General features: G+C 66.4%; 24 protein-coding genes and 1 tRNA gene. 8 read left to right on the forward strand and 17 right to left on the reverse strand.

Going from position 1 to position 21,272, the window contains the following annotated elements; translation table 11 throughout:
- Nucleotides 1-132: 132 nt before the first annotated feature.
- The 3 genes from NUW81_RS09780 to xth all read left to right on the forward strand — a co-directional run bounded on the left by NUW81_RS09780 (nt 133) and on the right by xth (nt 2,213).
- The gene (locus tag NUW81_RS09780) at nt 133-1,038 is read left to right on the forward strand and encodes a M23 family metallopeptidase (RefSeq protein ID WP_245112802.1); all 906 of its coding nucleotides are present in this window, start codon (nt 133-135) and stop codon (nt 1,036-1,038) included.
- A gap of 72 nt (nt 1,039-1,110) precedes the next feature.
- Nucleotides 1,111-1,434, forward strand: a complete 324-nt coding sequence (locus NUW81_RS09785; RefSeq protein ID WP_245112804.1) for a HesB/IscA family protein — start codon at nt 1,111-1,113, stop codon at nt 1,432-1,434.
- A complete protein-coding gene (gene xth / locus NUW81_RS09790; RefSeq protein WP_245112806.1) occupies nt 1,434-2,213 on the forward strand; it encodes an exodeoxyribonuclease III in 780 nt (259 codons plus the stop codon). The genes NUW81_RS09785 and xth overlap by 1 nt, the downstream gene beginning before the upstream one ends.
- A gap of 9 nt (nt 2,214-2,222) precedes the next feature.
- Here the strand turns inward: xth and NUW81_RS09795 are convergent, their stop codons facing one another.
- Complete coding sequence (locus NUW81_RS09795) at nt 2,223-3,359, reverse strand: N-acetyltransferase (RefSeq protein ID WP_245112808.1); 1,137 nt, start codon at nt 3,357-3,359, stop codon at nt 2,223-2,225.
- Between the two features lie 157 nt (nt 3,360-3,516).
- Between NUW81_RS09795 and NUW81_RS09800 the strand changes: the two genes are divergently transcribed.
- Complete coding sequence (locus NUW81_RS09800) at nt 3,517-4,623, forward strand: fatty acid desaturase family protein (RefSeq protein WP_245112810.1); 1,107 nt, start codon at nt 3,517-3,519, stop codon at nt 4,621-4,623.
- A gap of 67 nt (nt 4,624-4,690) precedes the next feature.
- On the opposite strand, the gene lptG is transcribed toward NUW81_RS09800, so the two are convergent.
- Nucleotides 4,691-5,788, reverse strand: a complete 1,098-nt coding sequence (gene lptG / locus NUW81_RS09805) for an LPS export ABC transporter permease LptG (RefSeq protein WP_245112812.1) — start codon at nt 5,786-5,788, stop codon at nt 4,691-4,693.
- On the reverse strand, nt 5,785-7,035 hold the full coding sequence (locus tag NUW81_RS09810; protein ID WP_245112814.1) for an LptF/LptG family permease: 1,251 nt from the start codon (nt 7,033-7,035) through the stop codon (nt 5,785-5,787). The genes lptG and NUW81_RS09810 overlap by 4 nt, the downstream gene beginning before the upstream one ends.
- 116 nt (nt 7,036-7,151) lie before the next feature.
- Here NUW81_RS09810 and NUW81_RS09815 point away from each other — a divergent pair, with 116 nt between their 5' ends.
- Nucleotides 7,152-7,664, forward strand: coding sequence for a DUF2141 domain-containing protein (locus tag NUW81_RS09815; protein WP_245112816.1), 513 nt, complete (start codon nt 7,152-7,154; stop codon nt 7,662-7,664).
- A 3-nt stretch (nt 7,665-7,667) separates the two neighbouring features.
- On the opposite strand, the gene NUW81_RS09820 is transcribed toward NUW81_RS09815, so the two are convergent.
- The 5 genes from NUW81_RS09820 to obgE all read right to left on the reverse strand — a co-directional run bounded on the left by NUW81_RS09820 (nt 7,668) and on the right by obgE (nt 13,321).
- Nucleotides 7,668-9,638 (reverse strand): response regulator, encoded by a 1,971-nt coding sequence (locus NUW81_RS09820; RefSeq protein WP_245112819.1) that lies wholly within the window; start codon nt 9,636-9,638, stop codon nt 7,668-7,670.
- Between the two features lie 38 nt (nt 9,639-9,676).
- Nucleotides 9,677-10,918 carry a serine palmitoyltransferase gene (gene spt / locus NUW81_RS09825; RefSeq protein WP_245112820.1) on the reverse strand — a complete coding sequence of 414 codons (1,242 nt, stop codon included), beginning with the start codon at nt 10,916-10,918 and terminating at the stop codon, nt 9,677-9,679.
- A complete protein-coding gene (locus NUW81_RS09830; protein ID WP_245112822.1) occupies nt 10,915-11,157 on the reverse strand; it encodes an acyl carrier protein in 243 nt (80 codons plus the stop codon). Before NUW81_RS09830 ends, spt begins: the two co-directional genes overlap by 4 nt.
- A gap of 161 nt (nt 11,158-11,318) precedes the next feature.
- Nucleotides 11,319-12,260, reverse strand: coding sequence for an NAD-dependent epimerase/dehydratase family protein (locus NUW81_RS09835; RefSeq protein WP_245112824.1), 942 nt, complete (start codon nt 12,258-12,260; stop codon nt 11,319-11,321).
- Nucleotides 12,257-13,321 carry a GTPase ObgE gene (obgE, locus tag NUW81_RS09840; RefSeq protein WP_245112825.1) on the reverse strand — a complete coding sequence of 355 codons (1,065 nt, stop codon included), beginning with the start codon at nt 13,319-13,321 and terminating at the stop codon, nt 12,257-12,259. Before obgE ends, NUW81_RS09835 begins: the two co-directional genes overlap by 4 nt.
- A 99-nt stretch (nt 13,322-13,420) precedes the next feature.
- Here obgE and NUW81_RS09845 point away from each other — a divergent pair, with 99 nt between their 5' ends.
- On the forward strand, nt 13,421-13,936 hold the full coding sequence (locus NUW81_RS09845) for a VOC family protein (protein WP_245112826.1): 516 nt from the start codon (nt 13,421-13,423) through the stop codon (nt 13,934-13,936).
- A 4-nt stretch (nt 13,937-13,940) separates the two neighbouring features.
- Here the strand turns inward: NUW81_RS09845 and NUW81_RS09850 are convergent, their stop codons facing one another.
- A complete protein-coding gene (locus NUW81_RS09850) occupies nt 13,941-14,498 on the reverse strand; it encodes a TetR/AcrR family transcriptional regulator (RefSeq protein WP_245112827.1) in 558 nt (185 codons plus the stop codon).
- Nucleotides 14,499-14,582: 84 nt separating this feature from the next.
- On the opposite strand from NUW81_RS09850, the gene NUW81_RS09855 reads away from it, so the two are divergent.
- Nucleotides 14,583-15,455, forward strand: coding sequence for a metal-dependent hydrolase (locus NUW81_RS09855; protein ID WP_245112828.1), 873 nt, complete (start codon nt 14,583-14,585; stop codon nt 15,453-15,455).
- 79 nt (nt 15,456-15,534) lie between these two features.
- Here the strand turns inward: NUW81_RS09855 and NUW81_RS09860 are convergent, their stop codons facing one another.
- From NUW81_RS09860 to NUW81_RS09895, 8 genes are all read right to left on the reverse strand, one after another.
- Complete coding sequence (locus NUW81_RS09860; RefSeq protein ID WP_245112829.1) at nt 15,535-16,071, reverse strand: GNAT family N-acetyltransferase; 537 nt, start codon at nt 16,069-16,071, stop codon at nt 15,535-15,537.
- A gap of 181 nt (nt 16,072-16,252) precedes the next feature.
- Nucleotides 16,253-16,522, reverse strand: a complete 270-nt coding sequence (gene rpmA / locus NUW81_RS09865) for a 50S ribosomal protein L27 (RefSeq protein ID WP_245112830.1) — start codon at nt 16,520-16,522, stop codon at nt 16,253-16,255.
- A 2-nt stretch (nt 16,523-16,524) separates the two neighbouring features.
- Entirely contained in the window at nt 16,525-16,977 is a 453-nt protein-coding gene (rplU, locus tag NUW81_RS09870; protein ID WP_245112832.1) for a 50S ribosomal protein L21, read from the reverse strand.
- 138 nt (nt 16,978-17,115) lie between these two features.
- Entirely contained in the window at nt 17,116-17,451 is a 336-nt protein-coding gene (gene hspQ, locus NUW81_RS09875) for a heat shock protein HspQ (RefSeq protein ID WP_245112833.1), read from the reverse strand.
- A 7-nt stretch (nt 17,452-17,458) separates the two neighbouring features.
- On the reverse strand, nt 17,459-18,841 hold the full coding sequence (locus NUW81_RS09880) for a sensor histidine kinase (RefSeq protein WP_245112834.1): 1,383 nt from the start codon (nt 18,839-18,841) through the stop codon (nt 17,459-17,461).
- Nucleotides 18,841-19,548 carry a response regulator gene (locus NUW81_RS09885; RefSeq protein WP_245112835.1) on the reverse strand — a complete coding sequence of 236 codons (708 nt, stop codon included), beginning with the start codon at nt 19,546-19,548 and terminating at the stop codon, nt 18,841-18,843. The genes NUW81_RS09880 and NUW81_RS09885 overlap by 1 nt, the downstream gene beginning before the upstream one ends.
- Before the next feature lie 73 nt (nt 19,549-19,621).
- A complete protein-coding gene (locus NUW81_RS09890; RefSeq protein ID WP_245112836.1) occupies nt 19,622-20,152 on the reverse strand; it encodes an EF-hand domain-containing protein in 531 nt (176 codons plus the stop codon).
- 102 nt (nt 20,153-20,254) lie between these two features.
- A complete protein-coding gene (locus NUW81_RS09895; RefSeq protein ID WP_245112837.1) occupies nt 20,255-20,947 on the reverse strand; it encodes an SDR family NAD(P)-dependent oxidoreductase in 693 nt (230 codons plus the stop codon).
- Between the two features lie 126 nt (nt 20,948-21,073).
- Here NUW81_RS09895 and NUW81_RS09900 point away from each other — a divergent pair.
- A tRNA-Ser gene (locus NUW81_RS09900) sits at nt 21,074-21,163 on the forward strand.
- The last annotated feature ends 109 nt before the right edge of the window (nt 21,164-21,272 follow it).

Genomic DNA, 21,272 nt, shown 5'->3' on the forward strand with positions numbered 1-21,272 from the left:
ACAGGGTCATTCTCGACAAAGGCCTGTGAACCTTCACGGGCAGAGCGGGGAAGGATGGGGCCTTCCTATAGGTAGTGGGTGCGAATTCCTCCGGGGGAGGGGTCGCGACGAGTGACTGGAGCGGGCGGAACGATGGCTTTCAAGTCGATTTTCAAGAGCGGGCTTTTGCGGGATCGCGAACTTTTCCTGCGTGACGGTGAACGGGTCACGCGGCTGAAGGTTTCGGCGATCAGCCAGGTTTTCGCCGTGGCGATGGTGTTCGGGCTGACCAGCTGGTCGGGCTTCGCCACCGCGCAGCTCCTCAACGAACGCGAAGAGGTGATGAGCCTCGAGCAGGAAATCGCCTGGCACAAGCAGATCGAGACCCGTCAGCGCGTCCTCGCCGAGATGGGCGCCCGCCTTCTCGACGAGCGTTACGCCGCGCAGGTCAAGGAGCTCGAGAGCCTCGGTGTCGCCGACCGCGTCGACGGTGTCGGTGGTCCGCTCGAAGCCGCCGCCAACGGTGACGAGACCTTCGCCCAGCTGTTCCAGAGCTGGAAGCGCCTCGACAATCTTTCGGAAGGCGCCATCGCGGTGCCGTCGGCCAAGCCGGTGGAAGCCGCGCGCCTCACCTCGAGCTACGGCACGCGTAACGACCCGTTCAAGAAGCGCCGTGCGCGTCACGCCGGCATCGACCTTGCAGGTCCGATCGGTACCCCGATCCTCGCCACCGCCGACGGTGTCGTGAAGCGCGCCGGCTGGAACTCGGGTGGCTACGGCAACCTCATCGAAGTCGATCATGGCAATGGCATCATCACCCGCTATGCCCACCTTTCGAAGGTCGAAGTGCGGCGCGGCGACCGCGTGACCCGCGGCGAGCAGATCGGCAAGATGGGTTCGACCGGCCGTTCGACCGGCAGCCACCTCCACTATGAGGTCCGCATCGACGGTCGCTCGGTCAACCCGATCCCCTTCATGGAATCGACCGATTATCTGGTCGCCATGCGCGACGGCGGCGACGGCGACACCATGCACGCGATCGGCGGCGGCGCGCAGTAAGCGCCCGCTCCCCACGCCAACTTATTCCGAAGGGCGGTTGCCGGCGGCAGCCGCCCTTCTTACATCGGGGCCATGGATACACCGCTTCTCACTCCCAAGGCGGCAGCGCGCGTGAAGGCGATCGCCGACAAGCAGGGCAAGGCGCCCATGCTCCGGCTCGGCGTCGACGGCGGCGGCTGCGCGGGCTTCACCTATCGCTTCGAACTGGGCGAGCCCGAAGAGGGCGACACGCGCTCGGAAACCGACGGGGTGACGCTGCTCGTCGATCCGGTCAGCCTCGATTTCCTCAAGGGCAGCGCGGTCGATTTCGTCGAGAATCTCGGCGGCGCGAGCTTCCAGGTGACCAACCCGCAGGCGGCCTCCGGCTGTGGCTGCGGTTCGAGCTTCTCGATCTGATGCCCAGTATCGTCAGCTTCAACATCAACGGGATCCGCGCGCGCCTCGAGCGACTGACCGAGTATCTGGCCAAGGAACAGCCGGACATCATCTGCCTGCAGGAGCTGAAGTCGGCCGACGACACGCTGCCGAAGAAGGCGTTCGAGGAGGCGGGCTACCCCGGCGTCTGGCACGGCCAGAAGGGCTTCAATGGCGTCGCGATTCTCGCGAAGGGCGAAGAGCCCGAGCTGGTGATGAAGGGCCTTCCCGACGACCCCAACCCCGACCAGTCGCGCTACATCGAGGCGAAGGTGAAGGGGATTACGGTCGCCTCCATCTATTTGCCCAACGGCAATCCGGTCGGCACCGACAAGTTCAGTTACAAGCTCGACTGGATGGAGAAGCTGCGGCTCCACGCCGCCGACCTGCTCGCCACCGAGACGCCGGTGGTGCTGGCAGGCGATTACAATGTCATCCCCGAGGACCGCGACACTTTCTCGCGTTCGGCGATGAAGGATGACGCGCTGTTCCAGCCCGAAAGCCAGCAGGCCTTCCGGCGGACCGTCAACCAGGGCTGGACCGATGCGCTGCGCAGCTTCCACCCCGACGAGCCGCGGCTCTACACCTTCTGGGATTACCAGCGCGGGGCTTGGGCGCGCGATGCGGGCTTCCGCATCGACCATTTGCTGTGCTCGCCCTCGGCGGCCGACCGCCTTACCGGCGCAGGCGTGCACAAATGGGCGCGCGGCGAGGAAAAGGCCTCCGACCACGCACCCGTCTGGGCGACGCTCGCCGACTAGGGGTAAGCGCTAGAGCGCTTTTTCGTAGACGCGATAGGTGTGGTTGGTGCCGGCGCCGGGCAGCTGGGCGATCGACATCATGCCCTGGTTGTCTTCCAGCACCCAGCCGAACTCGCCGAAGTTGATGCCATATTTGTCGACGCACACCCGGCGCGTGAACTCGATCATCATGAAGGCGAGCTGCGAGGCCATGCGGCCCTTCTGGTGCGACTTCCTGACGCCCATCAGCGGTACGCGGACGCGGCGCGTATAGGGCTTGCGCAGGCGCCAGAGCAGCTTGGCCCAGCCGAAGGGCAGGAGCCTGCCGTCGAGATCGTCGATCAGTTCGTTGACGTCGGGAATAGTCAGCATGAAGGCGACCGGTTCGCCGTCGACCTCGGCAATCTTGACGAGATCCTCGACGATGATGGGTTTCAGCTTCTTGCCCGCATAGGCGATCTCGGCATCGGTCAGCGGGATATAGCCCCAATTGTCCGACCAGGCGTCGTTCAGGATATCGAGGATGATCGCGGCTTCCTCGTCGAACTTCGACTTGTCGACGTCCCGGATGCGGATGCGCGGGTTCTTCTCGCCAAGCTGGATGAGCTTGTCGATCACGGGAATCATGTCGATGCGGATGTCGAGCGCGAAGGTGTGGAGGTCCTTGACCTTCGCATAGCCCGCATCCTCGACGTAGCCCTCATAGGCGGGGCTGTGGTGGCCCATCATCACCATCGGCTTTTCCTCGAAGCCGTCGATGAGCAGGCCGGGCTCGTCCCAGATCGACAGCGAGAAAGGACCGACCACGCTGGTGATGCCTTTACCGCGCAGCCAGTCCTCGGCGGCGGCGATGAGCGCGGCGCCGGCCTCGGCGTCCTTGGCCTCGAACAGTCCCCAATGGCCCTGTCCCGGATAGCGCTCGATCCACAGGTGGTCGACATGCGCGCTGATACGGCCGACCACCTCCTCGCCGCGGCGGGCGAGGAAGAGCTGCAGTTCGCCATGCCCGAACCACGGGTTCGTGTCGGGATCGAGCAGCCCTTTCACCTCGGCCTTCAGCGGTGGCACCCAATAGGGGTCGTCGGCATAGATGGCCCACGGCAGGTCGATGAAGGCGGCGCGGTCGGCGCGGCTCGAGACGGGGGTGATGGCGAGCGCTTTTGACATGGCGCAAAGCGCTAACCGCGAATGAATGCTTTGTCATCCTGGCTTCAGCTTGGTTTTGCTAAAAAACCGATCAAGCCGCCTCGTCGCCATGCGATCGCCATCATGGTGCCGTATTTGGCGAGGAAAGGCGCGAGGAACCGGAAAAGCGACAAGAATAATGTTCGAAGCCAAGACCTTTGCCCCCGAAGAGACGGGATTTTCGCCGGCCGACGCGCCGCGCCCCGTTCGTGCGCCCAAGACCAATGACGACAAGGCGATGCTGAAGGCCGCCGCGCAGCTGACGCGCGACCTCAACCGTCCCGACGCGCGCATCTACTGGGCCGACCTCATGGCCTCGGTGCTGGTCGGCTATGGCGCGCTGGTCGCGACCATCCTCGCGGGGCCGATCGGCTTCAAGCTTGCCTTCGGCGCAGTGGCGACGCTTGCCCTCTATCGCGCCGGCAGCTTCATCCACGAGATCTCGCACATCAAGCGCGGTGACCTGCCATATTTCCGGCTCGTCTGGAACTTGGCTGTCGGCGTGCCGCTCTTTGCCCCGTCCTTCATGTACGAGGGCGTCCATAACCAGCATCACGCCAAGACCAAGTTCGGCACGATCGACGATCCGGAATATCTCCCGCTCGCCTCGATGAGGCCGTGGAGCCTGCCGCTGTTCATGCTGTTCGGCACGCTGGCGCCGGTGTTGCTCCTGTTCCGCTTCGCGCTGCTCGCGCCGTTGAGCTTCTTCTCGAGCCGTCTTCGCAAGCAGGTCGTCGAGAAATATTCGGGGCTGCAGATCAATCCCGACTTCCGCCGTGCCTGGCCCGAGGGCGAGTTCGCCCGCCAGTTCACCTATCAGGAAGTGGGATCGGTGATCTGGAGCTGGCTGCTGATTGGCTCGGTCGCGGCAGGCGTGGTGCCGGTGTCGGCCTTCGTCACCTTCATGGTCGTCGCCTGCGCGCTCATGGGCCTCAACCAGCTGCGTACCCTTGTCGCCCACCTGTGGGAGAATGACGAGCGCAAGCCGGTGACCGTGACCGAGCAGTATCTCGACAGCGTCAACGTGCCGCCGCCCAACGTGCTGAGCGCTTTGTGGGCGCCGGTGGGCCTGCGCTATCATGCGCTGCATCACCTGCTGCCGGGCGTACCCTACCACAATCTCGGCAAGGCGCATGCGCGTCTCAGCGCCGAGCTGGACGCGGGTTCGGCCTATCACAAGACGACCGCCACGGGCCTTTGGCCGCTGGTCGCCAACCTCGCCCGCCAGACGCTCAAGCGCGGCTAGGCCGAGGCTTTCCTTATCGATGAATGCGAAGCGCCATGTCCCTTACGGGGCGTGGCGCTTTTTCGTTCTACTCTTCCGAACGGATCAGGATGGCTTCGCCCAGCGCGGCGAAGAGGATGACGGGCCCCCATGTGGCGAGCAGCGGCGAATAGACGCCCGCATTGCCCATCGCGAGGCTGAAATTGTCGGCCACGAAATAGGCGAAGCCCAGCGCCATGCCGATCACCGCGCGCAGGAGAAGCTGGCCCGAGCGCGCCAGCCCGAAGGCGGCGACTGCGGCGAGCAGCGGCATGAGGATGGTCGAGACGGGCCCGGTGATCTTGTGCCACCAGCCCGCGCGCGCGACCGTGGTCGACAACTGTGCGGCCTCGAGGTCGTCGATCGTGCGGCCAAGCTCGACGATGTTGAGCGCTTCGGGGTCGACCTTGGCGAGGCGGAATTGCGCGGGTTCGATGCCGCGAAGGCCGGTCTCGCGCGCCGCCTCGGTGACGAGGTTCATGCCCGCATCGTAGCGGCGCACGCCCTCGAACATCCACTGGTCGCCATAGGGCCGCGCACGTTCCACTTCGACGATGCGCTCGACGGTACCGCGTTCGCGCTCGTAGAGGGTGAGGTCGGCGAGCTGGAAGTCCATCCCGCGGCCCGAGGCGCGGCGGGCGTGGACGAGCGTGCCGTCCTGCGCCAACCAGACATTGGTGTAGATGCCGGTCTCGGGCGGGATCGGTTCGTAGTCGCTGTCCTTCCACGCGTTGATGACGCGCGCACTATCCACCACGACCACTTCGTTGAAGGCGAAGAGGACGCCGCCGAGGCCCGCCGCCGCGATAATCAGCGGGGCGAGGACCTGGTGCGCCGACAGGCCTGCCGCCTTCATCGAGATGACTTCGCTGTTCTGGTTGAGGCCGGCAAAGGCGATGAGGCAGCCCAAGAGTACCGAGAAGGGCAGGAAGCGGCTTACCAGCATGGGCAGGCGAAGGCTCGCATAGCGCCACAGGTCGGCTTCGGTGTTGCCTTCGACGGCGAGGATCTTGCCGCTCTCGCCCAGCAGGTCGAGCATGAGGAGGACGAGCACCAGCGCGACCAGCACGGCCAGGCTGCGGGTCACCATCAGCTTGACCATGTAGAGCGCCAGCCGGCGCGAGGGCATGAAGTCGAGGTTGATCATGATGCGGCGCTCCCCTGCGCCTCGCGGGCTTCACGTGCCGCCTGCCGCCGCGCAAGCGCACGCGCGCGCGGGTTGGGCATGATCTTCTTCACCCCCTTGGCGACCTTGGAGAAAACCGCCTCGAGCGCGCCGATCGGCTGGCCGCCGGGGCGATGCGCGATGACATGGTACATCCAGCCGATGAGGACGACGAAGAAAAGGAAGGGCACGTAGAGCGCCACTTCGGGGTTGAGCCTTCCTTGCGCGCCCGCGCCCCAGGCATATTGGTTGATCTTGTGATAGGTCACCACCATCACGATTGCCACGAAGATACCGAGCGAGGAGCTGCTGCGCTTGGGCGGCACCGCCAGCGCGATGGCGAGCAGCGGCAGCATCAGCATCATGATCACCTCGACGAGGCGGAAATGCAGGTTGGCGCGCGCGGCGAGCCGCTGTTCGAGCTCGGCTTCGGGCGTGAAATAGGCCAGCTGCGTCAGCTCGGGCAGGTAGAGTTCGCGGATCTGGTCGAGCCCGCGGTCGCGGAAAGCGCCCACGCGGGGCAGGCTGACGGGCAAATCATAGCTGTCGAAGGCCAGCGTGCGCGGGGTGGCGAAATTGTCGGCATCCTGGATGAGGCGGCCGTTCTGCAGGCGGAAGATGATCGTGTCGGGATCGTCGGTGGCGAGGAATTCACCGCGCTCGGCGGTGGCGGCGACATCCATCTCGTCGGTCTTGAGCGAGACGAAGATGCCCGAAAGGTCGGTGCCTTCCTCTTCCGACTTGTCGATGCGCAGCGTGAGATTGTCGCCGAGCCGGTTGAACTCGCCGACCTTGATCGAGGCGCCGAGGGTCCCTGAGCGCAGGTCGAATTGCAGCCCCTCGTAGTTATAGCGCGCATAGGGCTCGACATAGCTGACGATGAAGAGATTGAGCGCCATCAGCGCGATGGCATAGAAATAGGGCACGCGGAGCATGCGGCCATAGCCCACCCCGATGCCGCGCAGCGCGTCGAGCTCGGAGGAGAGGGCAAGGCCGCGGAAGGCGAGGAGGATGCCGAGGAGCAGGCCGATCGGGATACCGAGCGCGAAATATTCGGGCAGCATGTTGGCGAGCATCTGCCACACGACGCTGACGGGTCCGCCCGCCGAGACGACGAAGTCGAACAGCCGCAGCATCTTGTCGAGCACCAGCAGCATCGCCGCGAGAAGCAGCGTGCCGAGCAGCGGAATGAAGATCGCCCGGGCCAGGTAGCGGTCGATCAGTGCCATTAGTCTCCCGTTCATCAACCGACCATGAAATTGCCCATATTCCGCCCATATAGGGCGGCGGGGCGCCTCCTTCGGCGAAGCGCGCCCCCTGTGCCCATAGCCAAGAAGCCAAGTCAATGATCTCCAAACCCCTTTTTGCCACCATCGGTGCCCTCGGGATGGCGCTTGCCTTGCCTGCCGCGCCCGCGCAGGCAGCGGTCGGGGTCTATGGCGATGTCGCGGCCTGCGACGCGGGGCGCCCCGCCGTGCTGATCCGCATCTCGGGCTTCAAGGAACAGCGCGGCAAGCTTCGCCTGTCGCTCTACGACGACAATCCCGACAATTGGCTGGTGGGTGGCCGCAAGATCCATCACGTCACCGCCGATGTGCCGCCGAGCGGCGATGTCGACCTGTGCGTGAAGGTGCCGCGCCCCGGCACCTATGCCTTCGGGCTCCAGCACGATCTCGACGGCTCGAAGGAATTCGGTCGCAAGGACGGCGGGGCCTTCTCGAACAATCCGAGCATCTCGCTGATCGACCGCAAGCCCGACCATGACGAGGTCACCTTCCGCGTCGGCAACGGGACCAAGCGGATGGGTATCCGCCTCCTCTACCTCAAGGGCCTGTCGATCGGGCCCTGGAAAAAGTAGCGCCTAGCCGGCGACGGCGGCGGGCGGGGTCGCCTGCCGCAGCGCATCGGCGACGGCCTGGCTCAGTGCGCCCACGGTGAAGGGCTTGCGCAGGAGTTCGTGGTCGGCGAGCTCGTCGCTCTCGTCCTCGCCGACATAGCCGGTGACGAACAGCACCGCGAGCCCCGGTTCCTGCGCCTTGAGGTGACGCACCAGCTCGGTGCCCGTCATCTCGGGCATGATGACATCGGAAATGACGAGATCGAACTTGCCGGGTTCGAACAGGTCTAGCGCCTCTGCGCCGCTGCCGCAGCTGGCGGGATCGTAGCCGAGGTCCTCGAGCGCGCCGACGGTGGCGGTGCGCACGCGGGGATCGTCCTCGACGACGAGGATGCGCGCATTGGCGCAGACCATGTCGTCGCTCTCGTTGCCCGTGATGATGCGGCTCGTCGGCGCGGGCGCCTGCGCCTCGGCCGAGCTTCTTGGCAGGTAGATCGAGACGGTCGTGCCTTCGCCGACCTCGGTGTCGATCCCGATGTCGCCGCCCGACTGGTGGGCGAAGCCGAAGATCTGGCTCAGCCCGAGGCCGGTGCCCTTGCCCACCTCCTTCGTGGTGAAGAAAGGCTCGAAGGCGCGCTCGCGCACTTCATCGCTCATGCCCTTGCCGGTGTCGCTGACAGCGACGCGCAGATAGTCGCCGCCGCGGATGTCGCCGACCTCTCCCGCCTCGAGCGTGACATTGTGCGCGCTGATCAGCAGCTTGCCTTCGCCCGCCATCGCGTCGCGGGCGTTCAAGGCAAGGTTGAGGAGCGCATTCTCGAACTGGTGGGCATCAACGAAGACGGGCCAGGTGCCCTCCCCGATGTCGTAGGTAATGTTGATCTGTTCGCCGAGCGTGCGGTCGAGCAGTTCGCGCATCGAGCCGATCATCTGCCCCGCTTCGACGCGCTCGGGCAGCAGCGGCTCGGCACGGGCGAAGGACAGGAGGCGGCGGGTCAGCGCGGCGGCGCGGGTGGCGCCTTCCATCGCGTTGGTCAGGTGTCCCATGAGGTCGCGGCGCGGGCCGTCGATGTGGCGTCGCGCCAGGTCGAGGCCGCCGACGACGACCGCGAGCATGTTGTTGAAGTCGTGCGCGATGCCGCCCGTCAACTGTCCGACCGCTTCCATCTTCTGGGCCTGGCGCAGGCGGGCCTCGGCGGCCTCGCGCTCCTCGGCCTCGGCACGCAGTGCCTCGTTGGCGGCGCTGAGTTCGGCGGTGCGCTCGGCGACCGCTTCCTCGAGCGCGAAGGCGCGGTTGGTCTCGCGCTCGGCCTCGCGGCGGGTCGCGGCATATTGGCGCAGGACCTCGAAAGCCATCGCGCCGAGGAAGATGGCGATCAGCCCCGACAGCGCGCCGAGCCAGATGAGATAGTCGTTCAGGCGGTTGGCGCGGGCGGCGAAGAACTGGGTGCGGCCGATCGAGGAGGACAGGGCCTCGCGCTCGGCATCGGCGATATCCTGGAGGGCCGAGCGCATTTCCTGTCCGGTCGGCGAGCGGCCGGCGGCATAATAGAGGCTGATCCCGCCTTCACGCTGCTTGGCGGCGGCGGCGCGGGCGGCGGCCGATAGTTCTTCCTCGCGCTCGTTGAACAGGCCGACGAGCACCTGCACGCGCTGGCGCTGTTCGGGGCGGTCGCGGGTCAGGCGGTAGAGTTCGTTCAATTGCTGCCGGGCAAGGCGCCAGTTGTTGTAATAGAGATTGCCCGACATCGTCTCCTCGTCGAGCACGAAGCGGCCGAGCGCGGCCTCAGAGCGCGACATGCTGGCATCGAGGGTGCGGGTGAGGAGGGTGACGTCATAGGCCGAGCGCTCGCGCTCCATCGCCGCGTCGCGCATCGAGGAGGCGGTCGAGACCAGCCAGATCGAGCCGATGAGCGCGAGCATCGCCAGGAAGGCGACGATCGCCACACCGACGCGTTTCCAGTCGGCCGCGTCCTGATGTTCCCCACCCGTCATTCCTTCGTGCATAGGCAAGAACGAACAGGGTTAAAAGACTAGATACAACCGGTCCGCTTGCCGGCGCGCTCGAACATACCGAGGATGTCGCCGACCTGCTCGTCCGAGTGCAGCGCACAGAGCGAACAGCGCAGGAGGGTCATGCCGGCGGGCGTCGCGGGCGGACGGGCGAGGTTGACGTAGAGCCCTTCCTGGAGAAGCGCTTCCCACATCATCGCGCCGCGCTCGAGGTCGGGCATGATCACCGAGATGATGGCCGACTGCGGCTCCTTGGTGCCGAGGATGAAGCCGAGGTCGGTCAGCCCCTTGTGCAGGCGGCGCGAATTCTTCCAGAGATGCTCGCGCTTGTCCTTGGCCTGCATGATCTTGCGGATCGAGGTGGCCGCGGTCGCCACGACGCTCGGCGGGAGCGAGGCGGTGAAGACATAGCCGCGCGACACGAGGCGCATGATCTCGAATTTCGGGTGGTTGGAGACGCAGTAGCCGCCGACCGTGCCCACGGACTTGGAGAAGGTGCCGATGATGAAGTCGACATCATCGATCACGCCCTGCGCTTCGCACACGCCGCGACCATGCTCGCCGATGAAGCCCATCGAATGCGCTTCGTCGACCAGCACCATCGCGCCGTATTCCTTGGCGAGCGGGACCATCTTGTCCAAGGGCGCGACGTCGCCGAGCATCGAATAGACGCCTTCGAGAATGACGAGCTTGCCGGCGTCCTTGGGAAGACGCTTGAGGCGCTTCTCGAGGGCATCGATGTCGTTGTGGCGGAAGGGCACGACATTGGCATTGCCCATCGCGCAGCCGTCGTAGATCGAGGCGTGGCTGTCGATATCGAGGATGATATAGTCATCCTTGCCCGCGATCGTGGAGATGATGCCGGTGTTGGCGAGATAGCCCGTGGAGAAGACCATCGCGCCGTCCATGTCGAAGAATTCCTTGAGGGCTTCTTCGCAATCCTTGTGCGGCGCGTAGGTGCCGTTGAGGACGCGGCTGCCGGTCGTACCCGAGCCGAATTCCTCGAGCGCCTTCTTGCCCGCCGCGATGACGTCGGGGTCGAAGGTCATGCCCATGTAATTGTAGGTGCCGAGCAGGATCGTCTCCTTGCCGTTGCAGATGGCAACGGTGGGCGAGACGACCTTTTCCATGACGAGGTTGAAGGGGTCGGTGACCCCCGTCGACAGGAGGGCCTCGCGCTGGTCGATCAGCGGCTGGAACTTGTCGAACAGGTCGCCCGAAGCAGGCGCACCGCCCTCGAGATTGGCGCCGGTACCGCTCACTCGGCCATCTCCGTCACCGCGTCGATGAGCTGGCCGACCTTCTCGATCTCGGCCTGCTGGTTCATGGTGATGAGAATGTCGAATTCGTCCTCCACCTCGGCAACGAAGTCGAGCACGGTGAGGCTGTCCCATTCGAGATCCTGCGCGAAGCGGGTCTCCTCGGAGACCTCGACGTCCTTCTTGTTATACTGGTCGATGAGGCCGAAAAGGCGGGTTTTCACATCTGCGCGGTCAGTCATGGTTCAAGCCCTTATGGTTGCGCGGGCGCATTGGCAATGGAAAGCGGCGAAATCGGGGCGGGGTGGTAGCGACGAGTGAACATTGTCCACTTTGTCCACTTCCGGAACTTTCCGCCTGTCCCGTAGAGCGTTTGAGGCTTGCGATTGTTTCAGCCGAATTCCTACTTTTCCAGCGCTTTGTCGCCGGCAAGCCAGCCCTGTTCGCGATACCAGCGGGCGGTGTCGGCAAGCCCGCGCTCGGTCGGGATGGCGGGCTGCCACAGCGACGGCTCGGGGCGATGGCCTTCGGCGACGGTCCAGTCGGGATGGCAGAAATAGGCGGCGCGGTCGGGGGTCAGCTTGGCGCCGTCCCCGCGCACGAGCTTGTCGAGCTGGGCGCCGAGGCGGACCATCGTGCGCGGCATCGAAAGGGTCGTGACATGCTCGCGTCCCAGCGCCTTGCCGATGGCCTGCGCGAATTCCTCGTGGCTCCACCCGCCCGGCCGGTTGTCGTCGGGCTCGAGGGTGAGGCCGGCGCGGCCCTTTCCCGCGGCGAGGTCGAGCAGCAGGTCGGCGAGATCGTCGGCATGGATAAGGCTGAGGCGACCCTTGGGGGGCAGCGGAACGAAGCCGCGCTGCGCGAACTGGAACAGCTCGAGCGTCTCGCGGTCGCCGGGGCCGTAGACGGCGGGCGGGCGCACGATCTGCTGGTCGAGCCTCGAGGTGCGCACCGCGCTTTCCGAGCGTGCCTTGGAGGCACCGTAGAGCGACAGCGAGGGCTCGCGCGCGGCAAGGCTCGAGACATGGACGAAACGCCCGACACCGGCACCCTCGGCGGCGGCGATCAGGTTCTTCGTGCCCGCCACATTGCCATGTTCGAAGCCCGCCGCATCGGGGGCGCTGATGACGCCCGCGATATGGACGACGGAGTCGGCACGCTCGCACAGACGGGCGAGGGCGCCTTCGTCGTGGAGGTCGCCCTGCACCCACGATACGCCCTCGCGCTCGGGCTGGAGGCGTCGGGTCAGGCAGACGAGCTCGAGCCCGCGGGTCGCGGCCCGTTCGAGCAGGCGCTGGCCGACGAAGCCGGTGGCGCCGGTGACGGCGAGGGGACGCGCGCTCATAGCGGCGACCAGTCGCCCCCGCCTTCCTCTTCGCCCTCATGCTCCGCCGCGACGGCGGCCGGGGTCTTGCGCTCGGGCAGGATCGTGATGATGCGGTCGAGGAGGGCGTCGATGCCCGTGCCCGCCATCGCGCTCAGCTCGAGGAGGTCGGTGACGCCGATCGCGGCCAGTTCGTCGCGAGCGATCTGGAGGACTTCCTCGTCGACCGTGTCGATGCGCGACAGGCAGACGATCTCCTCCTTGTCGCCGAGGTCGGCGCCATAGGCCTCGAGCTCCGTGCGGACCGTCTCATAGGCCTTGGCGGGATCGCCGCCGTCGGCATCGATGAGATGGACGAGGATCCTGGTGCGCTCGACATGGCCGAGGAAGCGGTCGCCGATGCCGGCACCGTCGGCCGCGCCCTCGATGAGGCCGGGGATGTCGGCCATGACGAAATCGCGCTGCTTGTGCTGCACCACGCCCAGCTTGGGATGGAGGGTGGTGAAGGGATAGGCGCCGGTCTTGGCCTTGGCGTTGGTCACCGCGTTGAGGAGCGTCGACTTGCCCGCATTGGGCAGCCCGACGAGCCCGACATCGGCGAGCAGCTTCAACCGGAGCCATACCCACGCTTCCTCGCCCGGCTCGCCCGGCTGGTGCTGGCGCGGGGCGCGGTTGGTCGAGGTCTTGTAGCTCATGTTGCCGCGGCCACCCATGCCGCCCTCAAGGAGGCGCACTTCCTGCCCCTCCTTGGTGAGGTCGGCGATGAGCGAGCGTTCCTCGTCATCGGCAAGGATCTGGGTGCCGACGGGCACGTCGATATAGAGGGTGCGCCCCTGCGCGCCTGTCTGGTTGCGGCCCGCGCCGCCCTTGCCGCGCGGGGCCTTGAAATGCTGGGTGTAGCGGAAGTCGATGAGGGTATTGAGCGCGGGCACGGCGCGGAACACCACGTCGCCGCCCTTGCCGCCATTGCCGCCATCGGGGCCGCCGAACTCGATATATTTTTCGCGGCGGAAGCTGACCGCACCGGGGCCCCCCGCGCCCGATGCCACGTAGATCTTCGCCTGGTCTAGAAAATGCGCCATGGCGCGCCCCTAGCGCAGTTCGCCGCGAAGGGCGAGAGGGCGCGGGAAACGGGAGCAGGGGTCGTGCCTTGGGGTCGGTGAAGCCGGAAAGGAGACCTCATGAGCATCACCATGCAACGCATCCACCATGTCGGTGTCATCGTCACCGACATCGACCGTTCGATGAAATTCTACAACACGCTGCTGGGACAGGAGCCCGACATCCGCACCGACGTCGCCAATAGCGCGGGGCTGAGCCGCCAGTTCGGGGTCGGCGATGAGGCGGGCGATGCCAAGGTGAAGATCGCTTTCTATCACATCGACAATACGAGCTTCGAGATCATCGAGGTGGAGCAACCGAACACGATGCTCGACCAGCCCGAGGTGTTTCACGCGGGCGCAAAGCATGTCTGCTTCCAGGTCGAGGATTGCGACGCGACCTACGAGCGGATGAAGGGCGAAGGATATGAGTTCGTCGCCGAGCCCTGCCATTTCGACGAGGGACAGCCCAAGCTCGAGGGCGTGAAATGGGCGTATTTCCGCGACCCCGACGGCAACTTCCTCGAGATCATGGAAGACCCCGGCAAGGAAGGTTATGTCGGGCGCGAACCCGCCGCGGGGCTCGAGCCGGGCTAGGACTTCAGCGCAACTCGCCGAGGACGGCGAGGATCTGCTTGACTGCGATCTCGTGCGCGACCTCGTGCGGCAGGTCGCAGGCGCGGGCGATCTCGTCGCCGACCAGCGCATCGCCGATGGCGAGGAGGACGAGCCCCATGGTGGCGCGGTCGAGCGGCCGGTCGTCCTCGGGCTGGGTGATCTGGGTGATCACGCCGGCGATGGCATGTTCGACGGGTTTCAATGCCTCGCGGCGGCGCTGCAGCACGACCCAGGCGATGAGCTCGCCGAAATGCTGTTCGCGAAAGGCGGTGAACATCTCCTCGACCACCTTGCGCAGCTTCACCTTGCCCGCCTGGTAACGGCCGATCGAGCCGGCGATCGAATCGGCGACCTCCTGCGCGATCTCGTTGGCAAGCGCGGCATGCAATTCGTCGACCGAGCCGAAATGATGGAGGAGGGCGGCGTGGGTGCGGCCCATCCGTCCGGCCACCGCCTTGAGGGTGACTGCCGCTGCGCCCTCGCTGCGCAAGAGCTCGCGCGCCGCCGCGACCGCCGCGGCGCGGCTTTCCTCGGGGCTCATCCGTTTACGTTTCGGCAATGCTGTTGACATAATTGTCAGTAAGACCCACTTTGACGATCAATCGCTTCCATTAGGAGCAGCCACGTGGCTACTGCAACTGTTACCCCGTCCGATCTTACCATCACCCCGCGCGACCGCGAGTTCGGGCGCGACGGCGCGACCCCGCGCTGGTGGCACGGGGGCAACCCCTATGCGACCGCCATGTACAATGCGCTGTCGGCGACCTTTCCTGATGGCGAGGCCTTCTTCGTCCGCTCGGTGCGGGCCTTCGCCAAGGACTGCCCCGAGGCGCTGAAGAAGGACATCAAGGCCTTCACCACGCAAGAAGCGATCCACAGCCGCGAGCATGACGCCTTCAACAAGCGGGCGAGCGAGAGCGGCTATGACATGGGCCCGCTTTACGACCGCGTGCGCGAACGCATCGCGCTGCTCCAGGACAAGCCGCAGGTCGCCAGCCTCGCGGCGACGATGGTGCTCGAACATTATACCGCGATCCTCGCCCAAGAGATCCTCGCCAACCCGAAGCATTTCGAGGGCGCGGAGGAAGCCACCGCCATGCTGTGGAAATGGCATGCGGCCGAGGAGATCGAGCATAAGGGCGTGGCCTATGACACGTGGATGCACGCCACCCGCGACTGGTCGCGCTTCAAGCGGTGGAGCGTGAAGGCGAAGGTAATGCTCTATGTCACCAGCCACTTCTTCCCCGACCGTTTCAAGGGCGCGCTCTACCTGCTCGAGCAGGACGGCATCACCGGCTGGAAGGCGAAGTGGGGGCTGATCAAATATGGGCTCGTGTCGCCCGGCATGTTCCGCAAGATCCTTGGCGCGTGGCTCGAATTCTTCCTGCCCAAATTCCATCCGTGGAACGAGGACGACCGCGAGCTGATCGCGGCCTATGAGGATGCCGAGGGGCACAAGTATATGCGCAACGGCAAGAAGGTGCGTGCGGCGGCCTGAGGGCTGAAACGCCGGACGAGAAAGAAGGGGCGGTGCCGGAGGTTGGCACCGCCCCTTTTTTCATGTGCGGGCGAGGGGGTCAGGCCGCGGCTGGCGCGGCGTCCTCCGCCTCGTTGAGGTCGAGGAGGTAGAGCCGGCTCATCGCTTCCTCGCCGCGCGCGCAGCTGTGCCGCATGGCGTGGCGACCGGTCGGCGTGAAGCCCAGCTTCTCGAGCACGCGCCCGCTGGCGGGATTGTCGAGATAGTGGCCCGCCTCGATGCGGCTCCAGCCGAGCGTCTTGGCGATGTCGAGGATCGCGGCGGCCGCCTCGGTGGCATAGCCGTGGCCCCAATGGCCTTCCGCGATCCAATAGCCCAGTTCGATCTCGCCCGAGGGGGCATAGCCGAAGCCGCAGGCGCCGATCACCTCGGCGCTATTGCGCAGCGTGATCAGGAAAGTGGGCAGGGGCATGTCGTCCATGCGCGCGAGGAATTGCTCCGCCTGCTCGAGGCCGTAGGGCCATGGCGCCGAGGCGAGGTTGGCGACGATTCGTTTCGTGCCGATTGCCTTGGCGAGCGCGGGCGCATCGCAACTCCAGCCGGGCCGGAGCAGCAGGTTCTTCGTCACTGCAAACATCTCACACCTCCTTCGCCGCCGCCCCTAGCGCGGGACGGTGACAGTTCAGGGAGAAGTTTCGGACGTGCCCCTTACAATTACCGTGGGCACAAAAAAGAGAAGGGACCGAGAGCGGTCCCTTCTCCCATTTGTCTTTTTGTCCGGACCGTCCCTCGGTGGGATGGTCCGTTATCGACCAGCCCTATTCGGCAGCTTCGCCCATCGGGGCAACGCTCACATATTTGCGGCCGAGCTTGCCGTCACGGAACGTGACTCGGCCGTCGGTAAGCGCAAAGATGGTGTGGTCGCGGCCGAGGCCGACATTGTCGCCCGGGTACCACTTGGTACCGCGCTGGCGCACGATGATGTTGCCTGCGACGACGCTCTCGCCGCCAAACTTCTTGACGCCGAGATACTTCGGATTGGAATCGCGGCCGTTACGCGACGAACCGCCTGCTTTCTTATGTGCCATCGTTACTTGCTCTCGGTCTTCTTGGCCGCGGGCTTCTTGGCAGGAGCCTTCTTGGCCGCAGTGGTCTTCTTGGTTGCCGCCTTCTTAGCAGGTGCAGCATCCTTTGTCGATTTCTCGTCGGCCTTCTTGGCCGGCGCCTTCTTGGCGGCCGCCTTCTTGCCGCCGATCGACACGATCTCGAGGATCGTGTGCTGCTGGCGGTGGCCCCGCTTGCGGCGGTAGTTGTGACGGCGACGCTTCTTGAAGACGGTGACCTTCTCACCCTTCGCCTGGGCGACGATGGTGGCGGCAACGGTCAGGCCGTCGGTCGACTGAAGGTCCGAACCTTCGCCGGCGAGCAGCACGTCATCGAGGGTCACCGAATCACCCGCTTCACCAGCGAGTTTCTCGACAACGATCTTGTCTCCGGGGGCAACGCGATACTGCTTACCGCCGGTGCGCACGACTGCGAACATAAGCTCTTCTCTTCGGTCTAGAATTTATCTCTTCAGCCCATGGCTAAGCATTGCCGAAAACAACACCTGCGCGAGGGGATGGGGCCACCTATGGAAATGAGGTCGCCATGTCAACCGATTCCCTGAGGAATGCGGCGATCAGTGGCGGCGTTCTGGCCGCAGGTGATAGCGGCCGGGCTCGAAGCCGTCGAAGACCGCCGCGATGCCGGGGTGGACGATCTCTTCCTCGTCATCGTCGGCGACGAGGTTCTGCTGGCTGACATAGGCGATATAGCTCGTCTCGTCATTCTCGGCCATCAGGTGGTAGAAAGGCTGGTTCTTCGCGGGCCGGATGTCCTCGGGAATGGACGCATACCATTCCTCCGTATTGTCGAACTCGGGGTCGACATCGAAGATCACGCCGCGGAAATCGAGGAGGCGGTGGCGCACCACCTCGCCGATGGCGAAGCGCGCGGTGGGAATCGCATTACTCATGATGGGCCTAATGTAGGCGCTGGCGGTCCTGCGGCAAGTGGGGGAAGCGCAGGAGGGCGGCGAGCCCGGGCTTGCCATCGGCACGATCCGCAAGGCGCAGCGTGCCGCGATGACGCCGCATGATGGCCGCCACGATGGCAAGGCCGAGGCCGTGGCCGCCGGTCGCGCGGTTGCGGCTTTCATCACCACGCTCGAAGGGGCGCATCAGGCGCTCGCGCTCGGCCTCGGCAATGCCGGGGCCTTCGTCCTCGACGCGGAACGAGACGCGGTCGCCATCGATACCTTGCATGAGGGTCACGCTGTTGCCGTGGCGAAGGCCGTTGTCGATGAGGTTGGCCAGCGCGCGCAGCACGGCCGCCTCGTCCCCCGGGAAGCGCGTGGGCGATGCCGGTTCGATGGTGACGGCCCTGCCTTCATACTGGTGTGCGAGGCGATCGAGCATCGGGCCGGTGTCGACCCACTGGTCAGGGCCGAGCGGGCGATTGGATCGGGCAAGCTCGAGGATCGCCTCGAACTGCGCGTGGAGCCGCTCGACCTGCTCGACGAGCGCGGCGCGCTGGGCCTCGTCCTCCACCCCCTCCGCCTCGATGCGCAATGCGGTGAGCGGGGTACGCAAATCGTGGCCGATGGCGCCGAGCATGACGTCCTTTTCGGACACCATCGCGGTGATGCGCGCCTGCATGTCGTTGAGGGCACGGGCGAGCGCGGCGACGTCGCGCGGACCGGTCTCGGCGAGCGGCGCGGCGCTGCGCCCGTCGAAGCGCTCGGCGGCGCGCGTGACGCGCCGCAGCGAACTCGCGGTGCTGCGCAGGACGAGGAGGGTGGGCACCAGCACGAGCAGGACGACGAGCAGGCTGTGCATCACGAGACGATGGACGAGCGGTCGCAGCGGTTCGGGGCCGGGCACGCGCAGGCTGATCCAGCGCCCGTCCTCCAACCGCGCGGCGAGGACGAGCTCGCCGCGCGCCTCGCGGGCATGTTGCGGATGGGGCGGCGGGGGGATGAGGCCCGCCTTGATCGCCTGCGCTTCCACGCCGGCGCGCTCGAAGCGGTCCTTGACGAGTGCTTCGGCAACGGGGACGGGGCGGGCGATGGCGGGAACGGGATCCTCGCGACCGATATCGGCACGGCGCGCTGGCGGGCGGCGACCCTCGCGGCCGAGGCGACGGGCGCGGGCATCGCGAAAACGGGCGCCCCGCTCGGCGCGATCGAGCAGCTGCGGCAACTCGGCGACGGTGGCGAGCCGCTCGGCGGCGGGCAGCACCGCCTCGTCGATGAGCCGGTCGCGGCGCTCGTGCAGCGCCATGACGAAGTTGATCGACTGGGCAACGAGGATCGCCAGCGCGACGATCAGCGCGACCTGCGCCGACAGGCTGAGGCGGCCGCGCATCAGTCCTTCTCCACCCGCGCGGCGAAGCTGTAGCCGGTGCCGTGGACCGTGCGGATGATCTCGGCCCCTTGTGCGCCCAGCTTGCGGCGCAGGCGCATCACCGCATTGTCGACCGCGCGGTCGAAGGGATCGGCCTCGCGCCCCTTGGTGAGGTCGAGCAATTGCTCGCGGCTCAACGGGCGGCCGGCGCGCTCGACCATCGCGAGGAGGAGGGCATAGTCGCCGCCCGTCAGTGCGATCGGCTCATCGCCCCTTGAAAGGGCCTGCCGGTCAGGGTCGAGGGTGAAGCCGGCGAAGCGGTAGCAGGTGTCGCGCGGTTTTTCCGTCGCGGGCTCGTGGTGGCTCCGGCGCAGGATCGCCTTGAGGCGCGCCGTGAGCTCGCGCGGGTTGAAGGGCTTGGTGAGATAGTCGTCGGCGCCCATCTCGAGGCCGATGATGCGGTCGACGTCCTCCGCGCGCGCGGAGAGGAAGAGGATGGGCAGGTCGCTGCCCTCGCGGATCGAGCGGGCAAGGCTGAGGCCGTCCTCGCCCGGCAGCATGATGTCGAGGATGGCGGCGTGGAAGGCGAAGCCCGCCAGCGCCTCGCGCGCTGCCGCCGCATCGCCGCAGGCGGTGACGCGATAGCCGTCGCGCTCGAGATAGCGCACGAGCGGGGTGCGGATCGCGGGCTCGTCCTCGACGAGCAGGAGGTGCGGGCGCTGGCTCATGGCTTGGCACCTGACATGCAACGAGGGGACCGGCAGCGCCAGCCCCCTCGCGCGCGGGGTGAAGAGGATGCGATCAATTGCCGCGCTGCTGGCGACGTTCGGCGCGCTGCTCGCGCATCGCGTCACGATGGGCCTTGCGCTCGGCCTCGGTCACCACGCCATTGCCGTCGGCATCGGCCTTGTCGAAGCGCTCGAACGCCTTGGCCTGCAATTCGGCGAGGCTGACGGCGCCGTCACTGTTGGCGTCCATCGCGGCGAACCGGCGGGCATGGCGCTCGGCGCGGCGTTCGGCCGTGCGCTCCATGCGATGCTTGCCGCGCTCGCCTGCGCGCTCCTGTCGCTCGGCGCGGCGTTCGGCCCGTCGCTCGGCCATGCGCTCCATGCGCTTGGCGTGCATCGCTTCCATCTCGGCGGTGGTGACGAGACCGTCGCCATTTTCGTCGAGGTGCGAGAAATGCTCGGCGGTGCGGGCTTCCACGTCGGCGCGGGTCATGTCGCCTTGCGGGCCGTGCTGGCCGTGGTGGCCGCCGTGCATCGGCTGGGCGACGAGCGCCGTGGGCACGGCGACGAGCAGGGCGGCAGTGGCGAGAAGGGTCTTTTTCATGGGGGCTGAACTCCTTTGTCTGATGCTGCCTTCTACCACCCTGCCTGTCGCAGCCCGATCCCGGGGAGGGGGGAGATTGTCGCAAATTGTCGCGGGGCGCGATCAGGCGGGGACGCGCTCGCCCGCCCAGTCGAAATGGCCGCCGCTGTCGGCGGGGGTGAGCCCCTCGAGCACGTCGAGGAGGTGGGCCGCGCTTTTTGCGGGCGTGAACAGCTGCCCCTCGGGCACATTGGCCTGGAAGGGTTCGGACAGTGCGGTGTCGACGGTGCCAGGATGGAGCGCGGCGACCACGGCCACCTCGTGCGTGCGCGCCAGCTCGATCGACAGGGTGCGGGCGAATTGCGCGAGCGCGGCCTTGGAGGCGCGATAGCCGTACCAGCCGCCGAGCCGGTTGTCGGCGATCGAGCCGACCCGCGCGCCGAGCATGGCGAAGAGGCTGCGCTTCTTTCGCGGCAGGAGGGGGAGGAAGTGGCGCGCCACCAGCATGGGGCCGATCGTGTTCACGCGGAACACGGCCTCGAGCGGATCGGCCTCGAGCATCTTCCAGCTTTTCTCGGGGCCCCAGCCGTCGTCGTGAAGAAGGCCGGTGGCGATGATCACCGCGTCATAGGGCGCACCGGCCTCGAGCGCGCTGGCGGCGGCGGCGATGGTCGCGGGGTCGGCAAAGTCGAGCGCGGGTTCCGAGCGGCGCGACAGGCGCGTGACGCGGCCGCCTCGCGCCTCGATCGCATCGGCCATCGCGGCGCCGATCCCGCCCGAGGCGCCGATGATGATGGCATTGGAAAAATCGCCCATGGCTCCTGAAAGCACGGGCACGGCGAGCGGTTCATTGGCCGACGCGAAAAGAAAGGCTTTTCAACTCGGGAAGGGCTTGCTAGAGGCCCGCTCCGACCAGAGGGGTTTGCCCCTCGAACCTACCGCGGAGAGGTGCCGGAGTGGTCGAACGGGGCGGTCTCGAAAACCGTTGTGCGGGTAACCGTACCGTGGGTTCGAATCCCACCCTCTCCGCCATTTTTTCCCCCGAGAATCGATCGCCCGCCCCCTGGGGGCCACGCAAGGGCACGCGCGCATCCGGCCATAAGGGACGAGGCGTTGGCACCGCCGTCGTCCCGGCCTGTGA

Origin of the sequence: Sphingomicrobium aestuariivivum (genome assembly GCF_024721585.1) — a bacterium.
In the GTDB taxonomy this organism is placed as follows: Bacteria; Pseudomonadota; Alphaproteobacteria; order Sphingomonadales; family Sphingomonadaceae; genus Sphingomicrobium; species Sphingomicrobium aestuariivivum.